Here is a 15,767-nt window from a genome sequence, read left to right as displayed (position 1 = left end):
CCGGAGCGACGTGTCGGACGCCGACAGTACTCTCGCGGCCCATGGATGCGTTCCTGAAAGACGGGCACCCTCTGCTCGGCAGCGTGCCGGGGCCGCTGGCGCTGGCCGGCCACGACGGAGTCATTTGGGCCGCCGGCGGCGGCCGCGGCGAGAGCGCGCTGTTGCGGTTCGACGACGAGGGCTGGCGTGCGGAACAACTCGATGCCGGCGGCCTGCGCGCGGTGCTGCCGCTCGATGCCGAGACGGTGGTCGTCGCGGGGGAGTACGGCTATCTCGCGATCGTCGGCGGCGGAGAGGAGGAGGCCCGGGAGATCGAGACGGGGGCGTACAAGGGCTGCCTGTATGGGCTGGCCCGCATCGGCGGGGTCATCTGGGTCACCGGGGATGAGGGCTTTGTCGCCACGCTCGATCCGCAGACCGGGGAGCTGCACGTCGAGCCGCCGTTCACCAGCGGGAACGTAGTGCGTGCGGTCGCGGGGCCCGAGGGCGAGACGCTGTTCGTGGCCGGCAGCCAGCTGATACGGCGGTCCGCGGACGGTACCGTGGACGCGTGGTTCTCGGGCCGCGCGCCGCTCACCGACGCCGCGTATGCCCCCGACGGCAGCCTCGCGGTGACCGGTGACGCCGGTCAGCTCTATCTCGCCGAGCCCGGCGGAATCCCAGTGCCCTGCGATGGTGCTCCCGCGCTCGATCTTGAGGCCCTCCTTTACGATCCGCGGCGCGACGGCTTCTTGATTGTCGGCGAGGACGGCTTCATCGGCTTCCTCGGCCCCGATGGCGATAGCGATGGCGATGGCGATGGCGATGGCGCCGGTGCTGGTGTGCTGCAAGCGTTGGCCCCGGCGGTCCCGCCGTATCGCCTCACCAGCGTTCTGCCATGGCAGGACGGCCACCTGTACACCGGCTGGGTCCAAACCGGTCCGCCGTATCGGTTCTGCGGCGCGGTGTACTTCGACGGCGCTGCCGAAGCCGCCCCGAGCAAGGTGTACGTCGCTCCCCGCCAGGACTTCGGCCCGCCACGGGTACGTACCGTCGGAAACAGCGGTCGCACCCCCCTCGCGGTCGAGGACTTCGAGGTGATCCCGCTCGACGCGGCCAAGGAACGCATGCCGGAGGTCACCTGGCCGGACTTCCCCCCGTTCGACCACATCCGCTTCTACGACGGCGACCTCCACGTCGCCGACTGCACCGCGCTGATGGAATACGAGGAGCGCGAGGCCTCGGGCTACGCGATCGCGATCAGCGGCGACCTGATCGTCGACGGCACGCTCGACGCGACCGCCGGCGGCGACGGCTACGGCAGCCTGCTGGTCGTGCAGGGCGACGTGTGGGCGCCGGCGGCGCTGTTCCGCTACGGCATCGCGGCCTCCATCGGCGGCACCCTGGAAGTCGCGACCGTCGTGCAGTGCGACCACGGCGACGACGGCGGCGTCCTGTGGGCCGCCACGATCCGCGCGCAGGTGCTGTTCTACTCCCTGTACTTCCCGATCCCCGACGCCGAACTCGACGCCTTCTGCATCGGCGACGTCTACGGCGACACCAGCTTTCCCCCGGATCGTGCCACCGAGGTGTTCGTCCCCGACGTGATCGAGGACGGTGAACTCGATGAAAGCACCGCGGCGAGTTGGCTGCGTGAGGGCAGATCGATCCTGCGGGAGGCATGAGCCGCGTGGTGCCTGACGAGGGCAGCGGCCCGGTGGTCCGGCGCTGTCACCCCGTGGTTGGGCCGTCCGTGTGAATCAGGCGACGCACCCGCGCTGGGCTGCCCGCGACGTACCGAGTGGTGTTCGATATGTTCCTAATGTCAGCAAATAGGCCGCATGGTGTGCCGTGGTCTTGTTCTGGCGGCGGGCCGAATGACGTGCGGCCGCGAAGAGGAGCGTTGACGCGATGCCATCCCAAGAAGAATTCGACGAACTCAAAGGCAGAATCGTCGAGCTGGAGAATGCTCTGAAGGGTCGGGCCGCGGCGCCCAGCGCCGCCGACCTGACACCCGAGGAACTGGCCACGTACCACAAGGTGAAGGCTGCGCTCGGTGCGGACAGTACGTACCCGGTGCCCTGTGCACCGTGCGTGAAGTGCTATCCCTGCTACACGTGCTACGTCTGCCACTCCTGCTACTGCGCCACCGAGTGCACATGTGGTCCGTGCATCCAGGCCGGTGCCGGAGGCGGCGCCGGCCGGTTCGGCGGGCTCGGTGCCTGATCGGCCACTTACCGGTGACACCCGCGCCGGTGACACGCGCGCCGGTGACACGCGCACCGGTGACACGCGCACCGGCGACACGCGCACCGGCGGACCGCGGCGATGGCCGGCTGCGGGACTGGACGTGATCCTCGTCGGGAGCGATCTGCTGGTGCAGACAGACACGGCGGCGCTGCGCTTGGAGGGCGGCGTCGCCACTGTCGTCCGGGACCGGGTGCTCCCGGCGCTGCACGACGGCCCGGACGACGACACCCTGCATCGCCGGCTCGCCGACCTGCCCGCCGCCGAACTCGACCGCGTGCTGACCCACCTGGTCGGCGCCGGAGTCGTCCTGGAAGGCGAGCGTGACCAGTGCGACGGCTGGCTGTCGCTGGTCGCCGGGTCGCGGCTGGAGCGCACGGCGCTCGCGGAGCGGGCGGACACCGCCCGCGTGGTGGTGATCGGCGAGGGTCCCGTCGCCGCCATGACGGCCGGAGTGCTGGCCGAGGCGGGGCTGTCCCACGCCGACGTCGTCGCGCCGGCCGGCCTGGACCGGGCCGCCACGACGGATCTGGTGCGGGGCAACGACTTCGCGCTGACGATCGTCGACCGCCGGCTGTCGGCCGTCCGGCACTGGGTGAACGCGGCCGGCCTCGCCGAAGACGTCCCGACCCTGCACGTCGATGTCAGGGGCCACCGGGCCGACGTCGGTCCGCTGGTGCTGCCGGGCCGCGGACCGTGTCACCTGTGCTGGCGGATGCGGGCGCTGGCCTGTGCCGAGGACTTCGGGCTCGCGATGGCCCGCGAGGAGACGCTGGACGGCGTTCGCACCCCGCCGGAGTCCGCGCGGCCGGTGTTCCCCACGCTGCCGCCGTGGGTGGCCGGCGTCGTCGGCCACGAGATCCTCGCCGTCCTGCTCGGCGTCGCCCGGCCGCGGCTGGCCGGCACGGTGCTGGCCATCGACGCGATCGAGCTCACCGAAGGCGTCCATCCGGTGCTGCCGCGACCCGATTGCCCGGCCTGCGCAAAAAAAGAGCGACCGCCGCGTATCGACCGCGTCCCGTTCCCTGAACTGGTCCAGGAGCCGCGGCGGGACACCGATTTCGAGTCGATCAACGCCGCGGTGCACAGTCCGTTGTGCGGGCTCGTCCGCGACCTCGCCGAACTGTCGAAGGACCCGGACGAGCCGCCTGCTCCGGTCATCGTCCAGGCGATCCTCGCCAACGCCCAGTTCCTGCCGACCGACCACGGCCTGGTCGGCTGTTCCGGCAAGGGGCCGACGTTGACCGAGGCTCGCAACCTGGCCCTCGGTGAGGCGCTGGAACGCTACTCGGCGTTGACCTGGCAGCCCGGCCGACAGGTCCGCGGCGTCCGTGCCGATCTGGACGGGCCCGCGCTGGACCCCCGCGATCTGGTGCTGTTCGCCGACCATCAATACGCTGATCTGCCCTACTCGCCGTACGCCGAGGACACGGAACTGGACTGGGTGCCCGCCAATTCGGTCGCCCTGGAGTCGGCCGTCTGGGTTCCGCTGTCCGCGGCCCACATCGGATTGCCGACCAATCACGCCCCGCCGCTGTTCCCCGGCAACTCCAACGGGTTCGCCGCCGGCCCGACCCTTCGTGCGGCGGTCCTGGCCGCGCTGCTCGAAGTCGTCGAACGCGACGCGGTGCTGCTGGCCTGGACCCATCGGCTGCCCGGCAGGCGTTATGCCGCGACGGACATCCCCGATCCGCAGACGCAGGAGGTGGCGGCCGGCTACGCCCGGCGAGGCGTGCGGATCGACGTGCACCTGCTGCCGACCGACAGCGTGGTCGAGGTCGCGATGGCCATCGCCTGGGCCGACCGCGAACCCGCCGTCGTCGTCGGACTGGGCGCCGCCACCACGCCCACGGTCGCGGCCCGCCGGGCGGTCCTGGAGGTGGCGCAGGTACGCCCCTCGCTGAAGGCGCGGCTGCGCGTGCCGGAGACCCGCGATCGTTTGGCGATGCTGGTCGCGGATCCATCGCTGGTCGACGATCTCTCCGACCACGATCTGCTCTATGCCGATCCCGCGACCGCCGAGTCCGCGCTCGGCTTCTTCCAGCAGGCACCGCTGGACCGGGCCGAAGGCTGGGCGCAGCCGTCCTCGGACGTGGAAGACGCCCTGCGCCGGGTCGTCCGCTCACTGGTCGACGTCGCCGGCGACGTGCTCTATCTGGACGTGACGGCCGAGGACGTCGTGCCGCTCGGCGTCCGGGTCGCCAAAGCGATCGTGCCCGGATTCCAGCCGATCCATTTCGGCGCGCGCGAAATGCGGCTCGGCCACCGGCGGCTGCGCGAAGCGCCGTGGCGGATGGGTCTGCGCGCCGCCCCGGCCGACCTCGCCGACCTGAACCTGGCCCCGCACCCGGTGGCGTGACGATGTCCGCGGACCCAGCCGCCTTCCGGATCGGACAACCGACCGCATGGACGTTCCATCGCGGCACGGCTCGGTGGTCCTTCTCCGCCCCGCCGGCCGACGCGGGCCACTTCTCGGCCGGGCGCGAACACCCCCGGGCCCCGTGGACGCCGCTGCCGCCCGGCATCGAGCCGACGGCCTCGCTGTCAGCGGCTGTCGCCGAGCGCGTGTCGTGCCGGGCCTTCACCGACGCGCCGTTGAGCCTGGCCCAGCTGGGCACGCTGTGTCGCCTCGGTTATGGGGTGACCGCGCGATCCGGACCGTTCGCCGAACACCCCGACCGGCCGGTCCCATCCGGCGGCGGCCTGTATCCCCTGGAGCTGAACGTGATGGTGCGCGCGGTCAGCGGTCTTCGCCCGGGCGTCCACCACTTCGTGCCGGCCGCGGACGGGCTGGAGGAGATCTCGCAGACGCCGCTCCCGGCGCCGATCGTCAGCTATCTGTTCATGGGGCAGCGGTGGGCAGCCGATGCCGCGGCGATCATCGTGCTCAGCGCGGTGACCGCACGAAGCCTGGGGAAATACGGCGACCGGGGTTATCGGTACCTGCTTTTCGAGGCGGGCCATGTCATGCAGAACATCAACCTGGCGGCGACGGCGATCGGGCTCGGGGCGGTCAACCTCGGCGGCTTCTTCGACGACGATCTCGCCGACCTGCTCGGCATCGACGGCGAGTTCGAAATCCCGCTCTACGCCACGGCTGTGGGCATCCCGGCCTGCACCGACCGGATGGAACTGCGCGAGGTGGGTGAACCTTTGTAGCGTTGATGGCGATAAAGATGCGATCAGCTCAAGGCGCCGAAAGAAATTCGTTTCGTCGCCCCGAACGGAAGTGGGAATCGGCAATGCCCTCCATCACCACAACCGATGGTCTCGACATCTACTACAAGGACTGGGGCTCGGGTCAGCCGATCGTGTTCAGCCACGGTTGGCCGCTCTCCTCGGACGACTGGGACCCCCAGCTGCTGTTCTTCCTGAACCAGGGATACCGGGTGGTCGCCGCCGACCGCCGCGGCCACGGCCGCTCGACCCAGACCGACGGCGGTCACGACATGGACCACTACGCCGACGACCTGGCCGCCGTGGTCGACCACCTCGACCTGCGCGACGCGGTGTTCGTCGGCCACTCCACCGGCGGCGGGGAGGTCGTGCGCTACCTGGCCCGCCACGGCCAGAACCGGGCGGCCAAGGCCGCGCTGCTGGCCGCGGTCCCGCCGCTCATGGTCCAGACCGACGCCAACCCCGGCGGGCTGCCCAAGGCGGTGTTCGACGATCTGCAGGCGCAGCTGGCGGCGAACCGCGCGATGTTCTACCGCGCCCTGCCCGCCGGCCCGTTCTACGGGTACAACCGCCCCGACCGCGAGCCCGACGAGGCCGTCATCGACAACTGGTGGCGCCAGGGCATGATGGGCGGCGCCAAGGCGCACTACGACGGCATTGTGGCCTTCTCCCAGACCGACTTCAGCGACGACCTGCGCAAGATCACGATCCCGACGCTGGTCCTGCACGGCGACGACGACCAGATCGTGCCCATCGACGCTTCGGCGCGGAAGTCGGCCGAGCTGCTGCCCAACGGCGAGCTGAAGGTGTACCCGGGCTTCCCGCACGGCATGCCGACCGTCGAGGCCCCGACGATCAACGCGGATCTGCTGGCGTTCATCCGCTCCTGAGCCTGAGTGCTCATCGCGCGAACGTGCCCGGACCGTTGTGGTCCGGGCACGTTCGTGTTCGTGTTCGTGTTCGTGTTTGCGCTGACTCGCCTCTCACTAGTCCTGCGGCGTCGGCGCCGCCGTCCCCGTCGGTGTCACCGTGCTCTCCCGAACCATCAGTTCATACGGTGCCCACAGCTCCTCCGGCGCCGTGTCGTCCTGATTGTCGAGTCGGGCGATCAGGCGGTCGACGGCCAGCTCGGCGATCTTCGTCTTGTCCGGCGAGATCGTGGTGAGCGTCGGGGTGTTGTAGCGGCCGGCCTCGATGTCGTCGAAGCCGACCACGGCGATGTCGTCCGGGATCCGCACGCCGTTGGTCAGCAGCGTGCGGATGGCGCCGAGGGCGACCAGGTCGTTGTAGCAGAACACGGCGTCCGGCGGGCCCTGCGGGTGTTCCAGCAGGGCCGCCATGGCCTCGGCGCCGCTGGCGCGGTGGAAGCGGCGGGTCGTGACCACCAGCGACTCGTCGACGGTGAGGCCGCGTGCGGCGTGCGCGTCGCGGTACCCGCGCGTGCGCAGCTGTGCCGTCTCGCCGCTCTCCCACGGCTGGTCGCCGATGGCCGCGATGCGCCGGCGGCCGAGGGCCAGCAGGTGCTCCGTCGCCGCGGCCGCCGCCGCGACGTTGTCGATCGCGACGTGGTCGAAGGAGCTCTCGGCGATGCGTTCGCCGAGCAGGACCAGCGGCTGGTTGGTGCCGCGCTGCGCGAGGTCGGCGTGGGTGAGCGCCAGCGGGCTCAGGATCACGCCGTCGAACATCGCCGCCGCGTTCGAGTCCTGCATGACCAGCTCGCGTTCCCGGTCCGGTTCGCCGTCGGTCTGGTCGACGACGACCGTGTAGCCGTGCGCGCGGGCCTTGGTGATGACCGCGCGCGCCAGCTCCGAGAAGTACGGCACGTCCAGCTCCGGCACGACGAGCGTTATCAGCCCGGTGCGGCCGCGCTTGAAGTTGCGGGCCATGAGGTTCGGCCGGTAGCCGAGCTCGGCCACGGCCGCCTCGACCCGCGCGCGCACCTCGTCGGAGACGGGAGCGTAGCCGTTCACCGCGTTCGAGACGGTGCGGATCGAGACACCCGCACGTTCGGCTACGTCGCGGAGTCGGACGCCGGCCATGGATGTCCTCCTACGGGAAGTCGGGCTGGTAAGCACGCTGATATCAGAGCTCATGGTATTAGCGCGCCGCTGGATTGCCGTCGATCGCCGTGCGTCCGACCGGTCGGGTCGCGGCGTCCACCGAGGTGTGACCGACGACCTCTCCGGCACTGGCGACCTGTCCGGTACTGACGAGCACCAGGTGCAGGCGTGCGACGTCCACCCCGGAGGGTATCCGCTCGCTGATCCGAAGGGGCTCGCTCAGACGGAACGGCTGCACCTTGACGGTCTGGCCCGAGCTGCCGTCGAGCGCCTGCGCGGCGGCGGCGTACGGCTGCAACGCCTGACCCCAGACCGGGACCACGGTCACCTCCACCGGCTCCGGGCCGTGGTGCGAGATCCGCACGTCGAACTCCACCGCGCCGTCGGCCGCGACGAAGTCGCAGCCCGGAGCCAGCGGCGTGACGTCGGGGATGGCGACGGTCACGGCGTTCGTCTCGCTCGGCGGGTTGCCGCCGTCGTCCTTGGTCGTGCGGTCGAAGGCGTAGATGCCGGCGGTCTCGTGCTCGATGTCGTACAGCTCGGTCCACACATAGCCCGACAGGCCGTCGTACCGCCGCAGCTCCAGCGTCTGCCAGCGCAGGTTCCAGCCCCGCTCGACACTCGTCAGGCCGCCGCCGAACTCGCTGTTCAGGTTCGGCACCGCGGGGGCGGGCGAGCCGTCGGCCATCAGCACCTTCTCGACCAGGACGCCGGGTCCGATCGGGACCGGGAAGCCGGGCTTGCCGTCGGCGAGCAGCGCGCGCACCTTGGCGGCCCAGCCGTCCGGGAACTCGTCGTAGATGTGCCAGTCGACCAGGTCGGTGGCCACGTGCGACCAGCCGGAGTCGTCCACGGCCGGCCGGCTCGCGTCGAGGTCCTTGAGCAGCTCGTAGGCGCGGCGGGTGGCCTCCTGCTTGGTCGGGTCGCCGGGCACGTCCCAGTCCAGGCCCCACTCCTCGTTGTACAGGCCCCAGATCACGATGCTCGGGTGGTTGCCGTCCCGGCGCACCATCGGCTCGATCTGCGCTTCGAAGCGTGCCACGGCCGCCGGCGTGAAGATCCCGGTGCTGGCCGGCTCGGCCCACACGAGCATGCCGAGTCGGTCGGCGTGGTACAGGAACCGCGGGTCCTCGAGCTTGAGGTGCTTGCGGACCAGGTTGAACCCGGCGGCCCGGGCTGCTTCGAGGTCTGTCACGAACGCCTGGTCGTCCGGCGCGGTGATGCCGGTGCCCGGCCAGTAGCCCTGGTCCAGGACGCCGCGGACGTAGAGGCGCTCGCCGTTGAGCAGGATCTGGTCGCCGTCGGTCTGGACGCTGCGCAGGCCCGTCGCCGTGCCGACCCGGTCGGTGCCGTCGGCGGACTCGAGCGTCACCGCCACCTCGTACAGGTGCGGATCGGCCGGGCTCCACAGGCGCGGCGCGGTGATCGGCAGGCGGACCGAGAGCGGCTGGGCCGGGTCGGTGATCTCGACGGTGACCGGCTGCTCGCCGGCGACCGTGGCGGTGAGCGTGGCGGTGAGCGTCGCCGAGCCGGCGAGGCCGCAGACCGAAACGGTCGCCTCGATCGCGTCGAGCTCCGCGCTCGGCCGCAGCGCGACGTCGGCGAGATACGTCGCCGGACGCGCCTCCAGCCACACCGACTGCCAGATCCCGCTGCTCGGCGTGAACGCGCACACGTCGTACACGTCGCGCGGAATGCTGCGCTGCTTGCCGTGGACGATCTCTCGCTTGTCGAGCGGTGCGAGGACCTGGACGACCAGCGTGCCGCGGCCGTCGGCGTCGAGGGCGTCGGTGATGTCGAACTCGAACGGCGTGGATCCGCCTTCGTGCTCGCCGACGAGCGTGCCGTTCACCGACACCGTCGCGATGTGGTGCACGGCGCCGAAGTGCAGCACGATCCGCTGCCCGGACCAGCCGGCCGGCGCGGTGATCTCGCGCCGGTACCGACCCCGCTCCAGCCAATGCGCCTGCAAGCCGGAGGCTTCCGTCTCCCAGGCGAACGGAACCACGATCTGCTCGCCGCTCCAGCCGTCGGGGTCGCGGGAGAAGTCCCAGGTGCCGTTGAGGCTGAGCCAGGCGTGCGATCGGTCGAAGTGCGGCCGGGGGTATTCAGGACGAACGGTGGACAACGGGTGCTCCCAGGGATGTGCGTGTGCGGGTGTGGTCTTCGGGCGTCGCGCTCGGGGAGTCAGCCGGTGAGGCTGCCCCGCAGCGCGCCGCCACGGAAGTACCTTTCGAGGAAGAGGAACAGGACGATCAGCGGCACGACCGTGACCAGGCCTCCGGTGATCAGCACCGGGACCAGCTGCGCCTGCGTGCCGGTCTCGGCGGCCTGCGACAGCGAGGACAGGCCGACGGTCAGCGGGTACAGGTCGTTGCGGCTGAAGATGATCAGGGGCAGGAAGTAGTTGTTCCAGATCGCCACGACGCTCAACAGCAGCACCGTGACCAGGCCCGGCATCGTCAGCGGCAGCGCGATCCGGAAGAAGATCCGCAGCTCGCCGGCCCCGTCGATGCGCGCGGCGGAGATCATGTCCTGCGGCACCGAGGCGTCGATGAACGTGCGCATCAGGTAGATGCCGACCGGGGAGACCATGCTCGGCAGGATCATGCCCCAGACGGAGTTGACCAGCCCGACCTTGGCATAGACCAGGAACAGCGGCAGCGCCAGCGCCGTGATCGGGACCAGCAGCGTGGACATCACCAGGTAGAACAGCGAGTTCGCGCCGCGGAACCGGAACCGGGAGAACCCGTAGCCGGCCAGCGCGGACAGCGCGGTGGCGCCGATCGCCCCGGCCACGGCGTAGACCAGCGTGTTCTGCATCCAGTGCAGGTACACACCGGCGCCGCTGATGTCCTTGCCGAGGTCGGCCAGGTTCTGGAACAGCCGGAAGGGCCCGCTGAACCAGAACCCGGGCCCGGTGTAGACCTCGGACTGCGTCTTGGTCGCGTTGATCAGCAGCCAGACCAGCGGCGCCAGGATGAACGCGGCGAAGGCCGCGCAGACCAGGGTCAGGACGGCCGACGTGCCGCGGCGCAGTCCGTAGAGCCGGACCGGGACGGCGCCGTCGTCGTAGCGCTGCTTCACCGGGATACCGTGCTTCACCGGAATTCTCCATTCCTGCGCCGAAGTGCGAAGGCGCCGAGCGAGATCAGGCCGATGATCAGCGCGAGCACCACGGCCGCGGCGGCGCCGAGGTTGTATTCGCTGCTGCCGACCGCCGTGTTGTAGACGTAGAGCGTCGGGGTGAACCCGTACGAGACGGCCTGCGGCTGGAACGACGACAGGATCGAGGGCTCGGTGAACAACTGGAGCGCGCCGACCATGTTGATGAACACCAGCATCACGATCGTCGGCCGGACCATCGGCAGCTTCATCCGCAGGATGATGGTCCGCAGCGGCGCGCCGTCGATCACCGCCGCCTCGGTGACGTCACGCGGAATGGACTTCAGCGAGGCGTACAGGATCGTCATGTTGTAGCCGGTCCACTCCCAGATCACGATCAGGACGATGGTCGGCAGAATCAGCTTCGCCGAGAAGAAGTCGACGTGCCCGAACCCGAGCGAGCGCAGAGCCCGCGAGTACGGCCCGAACCCCGGCAGCAGCAGGAACGACCACATCACGGCCGCGACCACCCCGGGCACGGCGAACGGGATGAAGAAGACGGTCCGGAAGAACTTGCCGAACCGCACCACCCCGGCATCGAACACCGCCGCGAAGAAGAACGCGATCGCAATGGTCAGCGGCACCTGCACGACGGCGAACAGCAGCACCCGCCACACGCCGCCCCAGAACTCCGACGAGCTGAGCACGGTCCGATAGTTGTCCAGCCCCGAGAAGCGCGTCCCGCCGACCAGCCTGCTGGTGAACAGGCTGTCGTAGACCGCGTAGCCGGTCGGGACGACCATGAACAGGGTCAGGATCGCCAGGTGCGGTGCGACGAACACCGCACCGGGCCACTGCCGACTGCGCGCCCGACGGCGCTTGAGCATGCGCGCCGCCGGCCGGCCGGGTGGGTTGCCGGTCGGGCCGCTGGTTGCGCCGGTCGGGCCACCGGCCGCGCTGGCCGGACTACCGGTCGGACCGCCAGCCGCGCTGGTCGGACCGCCAGCCGCGTCATCCGGACCGCCAACTGCGCCGATCGGACCGCCAGTCTTGTCGTCCCGACCGCCGGCCGAGGGACCCGCCGTGCCGTCCCGTCCCGCCGCCCGCCGAGCCGTCGGCACCTGCCCCGCCGGCGCCGCGGGCCCGGGGGCCGCCGGCGGCCGCGTCGCCGCCGCCGGCGTGAATCCGCTCGTCTCGCTCACGTGCTCGTACTCTCTTCCTCAGCCGTTGGTGACGGTGAAGCCCTGCGCCTTGGCGTAGTCGGTCATCTGCTTCTGGAAGGTCTGGAAGGCCTGCGGAAGCGTCTCCGTGCCCTTGGTCACCCCGGCGAAGGTGGAGGTCCACTGGGTCAGGGCGGCGGTCATGATCGGCGGCCACTGGGTCTGGGCCAGGTGCTGCGCGGCGTCGGAGAACACGGCGTTCGGCTTGGAGTCGGCCGAGATCGGCAGGGTCGTGCCCTGGAAGCCCGCGTCGTTCAGCAGCGGCACGTAGCCCGGGAAGGCGCCGGCGACCGGTCCGCTGAGGATCTTCCAGGCGTCGGCCGAGCCGCCGAACCACTGCGCGAACTCCGCGGCCTGCTTGGCGTGCTTGGAGCCCTTGACCACCGCGAGGGTGGAGCCGCCCCAGTTGCCGGCCAGGTTCTGCCCGGCCTGGGCCTGCGGCATCGGCGCCGCGCGCCAGTCGCCGACCGTGTTCTTGATGCTCAGCTGCATGCCGACCGGGCCCCAGGCCGGGCTCAGGCGTGCGGCGTCCGCGCCGGAGTCGAGGTTCGACCACTGCGCCGGGGAGAAGTCGGCGGCCGTGGTGACCTCGTGCTTGTCGATCAGGCCCTGCCAGTAGTTCGCGAAGGCGGTCTGCGCCGCGCCGGTGAAGTTGATGCCCACGCTCTGGCCGCCGCCGTAGGTGAACGGGAAGGCGCCGTACTGCTGCATCAGGGCGAGTACGTCCTGCGTGCTCTCCGGGTCGAAGTTGGTGATCGCGGCGTTCGCGTCCGCGGTGTGCAGCTTGTCGGCGGCGGCCGAGAACTGGTCCCAGGTCGTCGGGACGGTCACGCCGGCGGCCGAGAACTGCTTGGAGTTGTAGTACAGCGCGAGCGGCCCGAGGTCGACCGGCATCGCGTACAGCGCCGAGCCCTGACTCACCTGCGCCCAGGCCGCGGGCGCGATGTCGGACTTCGAGGAGCCCACGCCGTACTGCGAGAGGTCCACGAGGCTGTGCGTGATCTCGAACGAGGGGACCTCGAAGTACTCCAGCTGCGCGACGTCGGGGGCTCCGTTGCCGGCCTTCAGGACGTCGTTGAGCTTGACGTACTCGGCGGTGGTCGCACCGGCGTTCTGCAGTTTCACGCAGATGTCCGGGTGGGTCTTGTTGAACTCCTTGACCGCCAGGTCGTAGCCGGCCGACCAGCCCCAGAACGTCAGCGGGGTGGCGTTGGCCGCGCAGCCGGCGCCGGCCGCCGCGCCGGAGGAGGCCCCGCCGCCCGCCGCGGCCGGCGTCGCGTCGGACCCGGAGCCGCTGCACGCCGCCGCGGAGACCGCGACCAGGGCCGCGGCCGTGACGCCGGCCAGGCGCCGGCCGCCACGGCCGGTGATCGCGCGGCGGGCCAGGCCGCCGCCACCGTGGGAAGTACGCATCGTCGTTCCTGCTCTCTGTCGTCGATCGATCTGTCGAGCTCGGTGGCCCAGCGCGGTGACCAGTGGGAATGCTGTGGTCCGCGGGTTCTGCAACGTTGCAGAGAACCGTAGTACGGGGCTCTGCAACGTTGCAAGGGAGTGAACATCACGGTTCGGTCCCGCTCGGTGCGGTGGGCCGAACGGCCGCGCTGGGGCGGCTTGGGGCGGCTTGGCGCACGGTCGCCGGATGCGGCGACCGGCAGGTGCCAGTGGTGCCAGTCAGTGGTGCTAGTGGTGCTGGTCGTGCCTGTAATGCTGGTGGTGCCAGTTGCTCACGCAGTGCCAGTCGTCAGACGGCGGTCGTCCACTGCTGCGTGGACAGCCCATTGCAGTCGTAGATCTGCAGCTGCGTACCGTCGGCGGTGTTCGCCTGCGGATCGTCCAGGCAGCGTCCGGACTGCGGATTCAGCAGCGATCCGTTGGCCTGCGGAACCCATCGCTGGCCCCCGCTCCCGCCGCAGTCGTTGAGTTCGACCTTGGTGGAGTTCACCGTGCCGTTCCCGATGATGTTCAGGCACTTGCCGAACGCGCGGACCGTCCCGTCCGCCTGCATCGCCCACTGCTGCCCCTGGACCCCGTTGCAGTCCCAGAGCTGCACCGCGTTGCCGCTGTTCGGCGTGTTGGTGTTCACGTCGACGCACTTGCCCGCCGACCCCGGACCGGTGATCGCCGCGGTCGGCGCGCCGGGCAGGTTCCACTGTTGCGTGGACAGGCCGTTGCAGTCGTAGATCTGGAGCTGGGTCCCGTTGGCGGTGTTGGCCTGCGGGTCGTCCAGGCAGCGTCCGGACTGCGGGTTCAGCAGCGATCCGTTGGCCTGTTCACGCCACTGCTGCCCGCCGGCGTTGTCGCAGTGGAAGAGCTCGACCTTGGTGGAGTCGGCCGTGCCGTTGCCGTCGATGTCCAGGCAGCTGCCGAAGGCGCGTACCGTGCCGTCCGGCTCGACCGACCACTGCTGGCCGGGCACGCCGCTGCAATCCCAGAGCTGTACGGTGTTCAGGTCCGTGGAGGTGTTGGTGTTCACGTCCACGCACTTGTTCGTCGTGCCGGGACCCTTGACCGCGCCGGTCGGCCCCGGGGCCGCGTCGTAGCCGAACTGGACCTCGCACTTGCCGTTGCTCAGGTGCGTGCCGGCGAGGTAGAGGATCGTCGAGCCGGAGACCGACGGCAGGATCGGGGAGCTGTAGCCGGCGCACGCCGTCTCCCCGCTGTCGTAGCCGCCGGTGGGGTTGGTGTTCACCGGCGCCGTCGTCTCGGTCCACGTTCCCGCGCCGAGATTCGTGTTGGCCATCAACACGGTCCCGGTCTCGGCCAGGTTCGTGATCGCCCCGTCGTTGCCCGAGACGACCCGCTGGCCGGAGACGAGCACCGTGCCGTTCGGGCCGCCGGTCGGGGACCAGGCCAGGCCCGGCGTGTGCAGGAAGTGGCGTCCGTCGGAGGTCTGCACGAGGTTGCCCAGGCCCGAGGCGGGGGTCCAGTTCTCACCGTCGGGCGAGGTCTTGAAGTAGACCGAGCACGCGGAGTCCGGGTCGAAGCCGGCTTTGCAGTCCTCGTACGTCATGCCGTACGTGCCGTTGGGCAGCTTGATGACCGTGGTCATGCCCGGCCGCTGAACGTTGTCCTGCACGGCGACGTCGTAGGCCTCCGAGCCCCAGGTCGCTCCGCCGTCGGTGCTCACGACGTGCGCCAGGACCTGGTTGTAGCCGTTGGTCGAGGGCCGCTCGTCGGAGAAGTAGCAGACCAGGTCGCCGTTTCCGGCCACCGCGAACTCCGGTTCCCAGATGCCGTGGCCCTCGGAGTTCGCCATCCCGGACTCCGACGTGCAGGAGCTGCGATAGCTCCACGTGGCGCCGTGGTCGGTGCTCGCGAACACCTCGACGGCCTGCTGCGTGAAGTCGCCGTGGTTCCACGCCGTGCCGGAGGCCAGCAGCGTCCCGGCCGGCAGCGAGCCCTCGGCCCGCGGCAGCTCGAACAGCGTCGGGCCGTCCAGGTCCCAGCCGTGCACGGTGTCGGTGACGGTGCCGATCGGCGAGGCGGACCAGGTGTGGCCGTCGTCGGTCGAGCGGTAGATGGGGAAGTTCGCCTTCTGCGACCCGACCCCGGAGTGGGCGAAGGTGGCGAGCAGCTGGCCGTTGGCGGAGCCGCTGTCGGTCAGGCGGATCACCCGCGGATAGCTGGCGTCCTCGGTGGGGTTGGCGGACAGGTTCGGCGCGTACAGGACACCGGTGGTCGGCATCGCGGCGGCCGCGGCGGGCGTCGCGGTGACCATCACACCCACCGTCACCGAGCCGAGCAGGAGCGATGCGGCGGCGGCCGCGATACCGGCCCGGCCGAGCTGCCGGCGGAACAATCGGCGTGGTCTGCCACGGATCATGGAGAACTCCTCGATCGCTGGTCTCTGCAACGTTGCAGCGGCAACCCGCCGGACGGTCTTGCAACGTTGCAGAGTGATGTGCGCGGAACGTTAGCGGGAGATGTCCGGCGCCACAAGCCCCGAGCCACAAGCCCCGAGCGCGTTGCCGAGCCCGGT

The 15,767-nt window shown here is 70.5% G+C and carries 11 protein-coding genes; 5 read left to right on the top strand and 6 right to left on the bottom strand.

Features of this window, described 5'->3' with window-relative positions:
• Window positions 1–41: 41 nt before the first annotated feature.
• The 5 genes from ABIA35_RS07015 to ABIA35_RS06995 all read left to right on the top strand — a co-directional run bounded on the left by ABIA35_RS07015 (window position 42) and on the right by ABIA35_RS06995 (window position 6,293).
• Window positions 42–1,664 (top strand): hypothetical protein, encoded by a 1,623-nt coding sequence (locus ABIA35_RS07015; RefSeq protein ID WP_370357358.1) that lies wholly within the window; start codon window positions 42–44, stop codon window positions 1,662–1,664.
• Window positions 1,665–1,890: 226 nt separating this feature from the next.
• Window positions 1,891–2,205 carry a hypothetical protein gene (locus tag ABIA35_RS07010; RefSeq protein ID WP_370357357.1) on the top strand — a complete coding sequence of 105 codons (315 nt, stop codon included), beginning with the start codon at window positions 1,891–1,893 and terminating at the stop codon, window positions 2,203–2,205.
• A 124-nt stretch (window positions 2,206–2,329) separates the two neighbouring features.
• On the top strand, window positions 2,330–4,585 hold the full coding sequence (locus tag ABIA35_RS07005; protein ID WP_370357356.1) for a TOMM precursor leader peptide-binding protein: 2,256 nt from the start codon (window positions 2,330–2,332) through the stop codon (window positions 4,583–4,585).
• A 2-nt stretch (window positions 4,586–4,587) separates the two neighbouring features.
• Window positions 4,588–5,385, top strand: a complete 798-nt coding sequence (locus ABIA35_RS07000) for a SagB/ThcOx family dehydrogenase (RefSeq protein WP_370357355.1) — start codon at window positions 4,588–4,590, stop codon at window positions 5,383–5,385.
• A gap of 83 nt (window positions 5,386–5,468) precedes the next feature.
• Complete coding sequence (locus tag ABIA35_RS06995; RefSeq protein WP_370357354.1) at window positions 5,469–6,293, top strand: alpha/beta fold hydrolase; 825 nt, start codon at window positions 5,469–5,471, stop codon at window positions 6,291–6,293.
• A gap of 96 nt (window positions 6,294–6,389) precedes the next feature.
• Here ABIA35_RS06995 and ABIA35_RS06990 read toward each other — a convergent pair whose 3' ends face one another.
• The 6 genes from ABIA35_RS06990 to ABIA35_RS06965 form a co-directional block, all read right to left on the bottom strand.
• Complete coding sequence (locus ABIA35_RS06990; RefSeq protein ID WP_370357353.1) at window positions 6,390–7,442, bottom strand: LacI family DNA-binding transcriptional regulator; 1,053 nt, start codon at window positions 7,440–7,442, stop codon at window positions 6,390–6,392.
• 58 nt (window positions 7,443–7,500) lie between these two features.
• A complete protein-coding gene (locus ABIA35_RS06985; RefSeq protein ID WP_370357352.1) occupies window positions 7,501–9,591 on the bottom strand; it encodes a glycoside hydrolase family 2 protein in 2,091 nt (696 codons plus the stop codon).
• 59 nt (window positions 9,592–9,650) lie between these two features.
• The gene (locus tag ABIA35_RS06980; protein ID WP_370357351.1) at window positions 9,651–10,568 is read right to left on the bottom strand and encodes a carbohydrate ABC transporter permease; all 918 of its coding nucleotides are present in this window, start codon (window positions 10,566–10,568) and stop codon (window positions 9,651–9,653) included.
• Window positions 10,565–11,455 (bottom strand): carbohydrate ABC transporter permease, encoded by an 891-nt coding sequence (locus ABIA35_RS06975; RefSeq protein WP_370357350.1) that lies wholly within the window; start codon window positions 11,453–11,455, stop codon window positions 10,565–10,567. The genes ABIA35_RS06980 and ABIA35_RS06975 overlap by 4 nt, the downstream gene beginning before the upstream one ends.
• 333 nt (window positions 11,456–11,788) lie before the next feature.
• On the bottom strand, window positions 11,789–13,201 hold the full coding sequence (locus ABIA35_RS06970) for an ABC transporter substrate-binding protein (protein ID WP_370357349.1): 1,413 nt from the start codon (window positions 13,199–13,201) through the stop codon (window positions 11,789–11,791).
• 328 nt (window positions 13,202–13,529) lie between these two features.
• Complete coding sequence (locus ABIA35_RS06965; protein ID WP_370357412.1) at window positions 13,530–15,506, bottom strand: ricin-type beta-trefoil lectin domain protein; 1,977 nt, start codon at window positions 15,504–15,506, stop codon at window positions 13,530–13,532.
• Window positions 15,507–15,767 lie beyond the last annotated feature (261 nt).

The sequence above is a fragment of the Catenulispora sp. MAP12-49 genome, assembly GCF_041262705.1.
Taxonomy (GTDB): domain Bacteria; phylum Actinomycetota; class Actinomycetes; order Streptomycetales; family Catenulisporaceae; genus Catenulispora.
The sequence above is the reverse complement of the archived record's forward strand: the minus strand, read 5'-3'. Positions and strand labels throughout refer to the sequence as shown.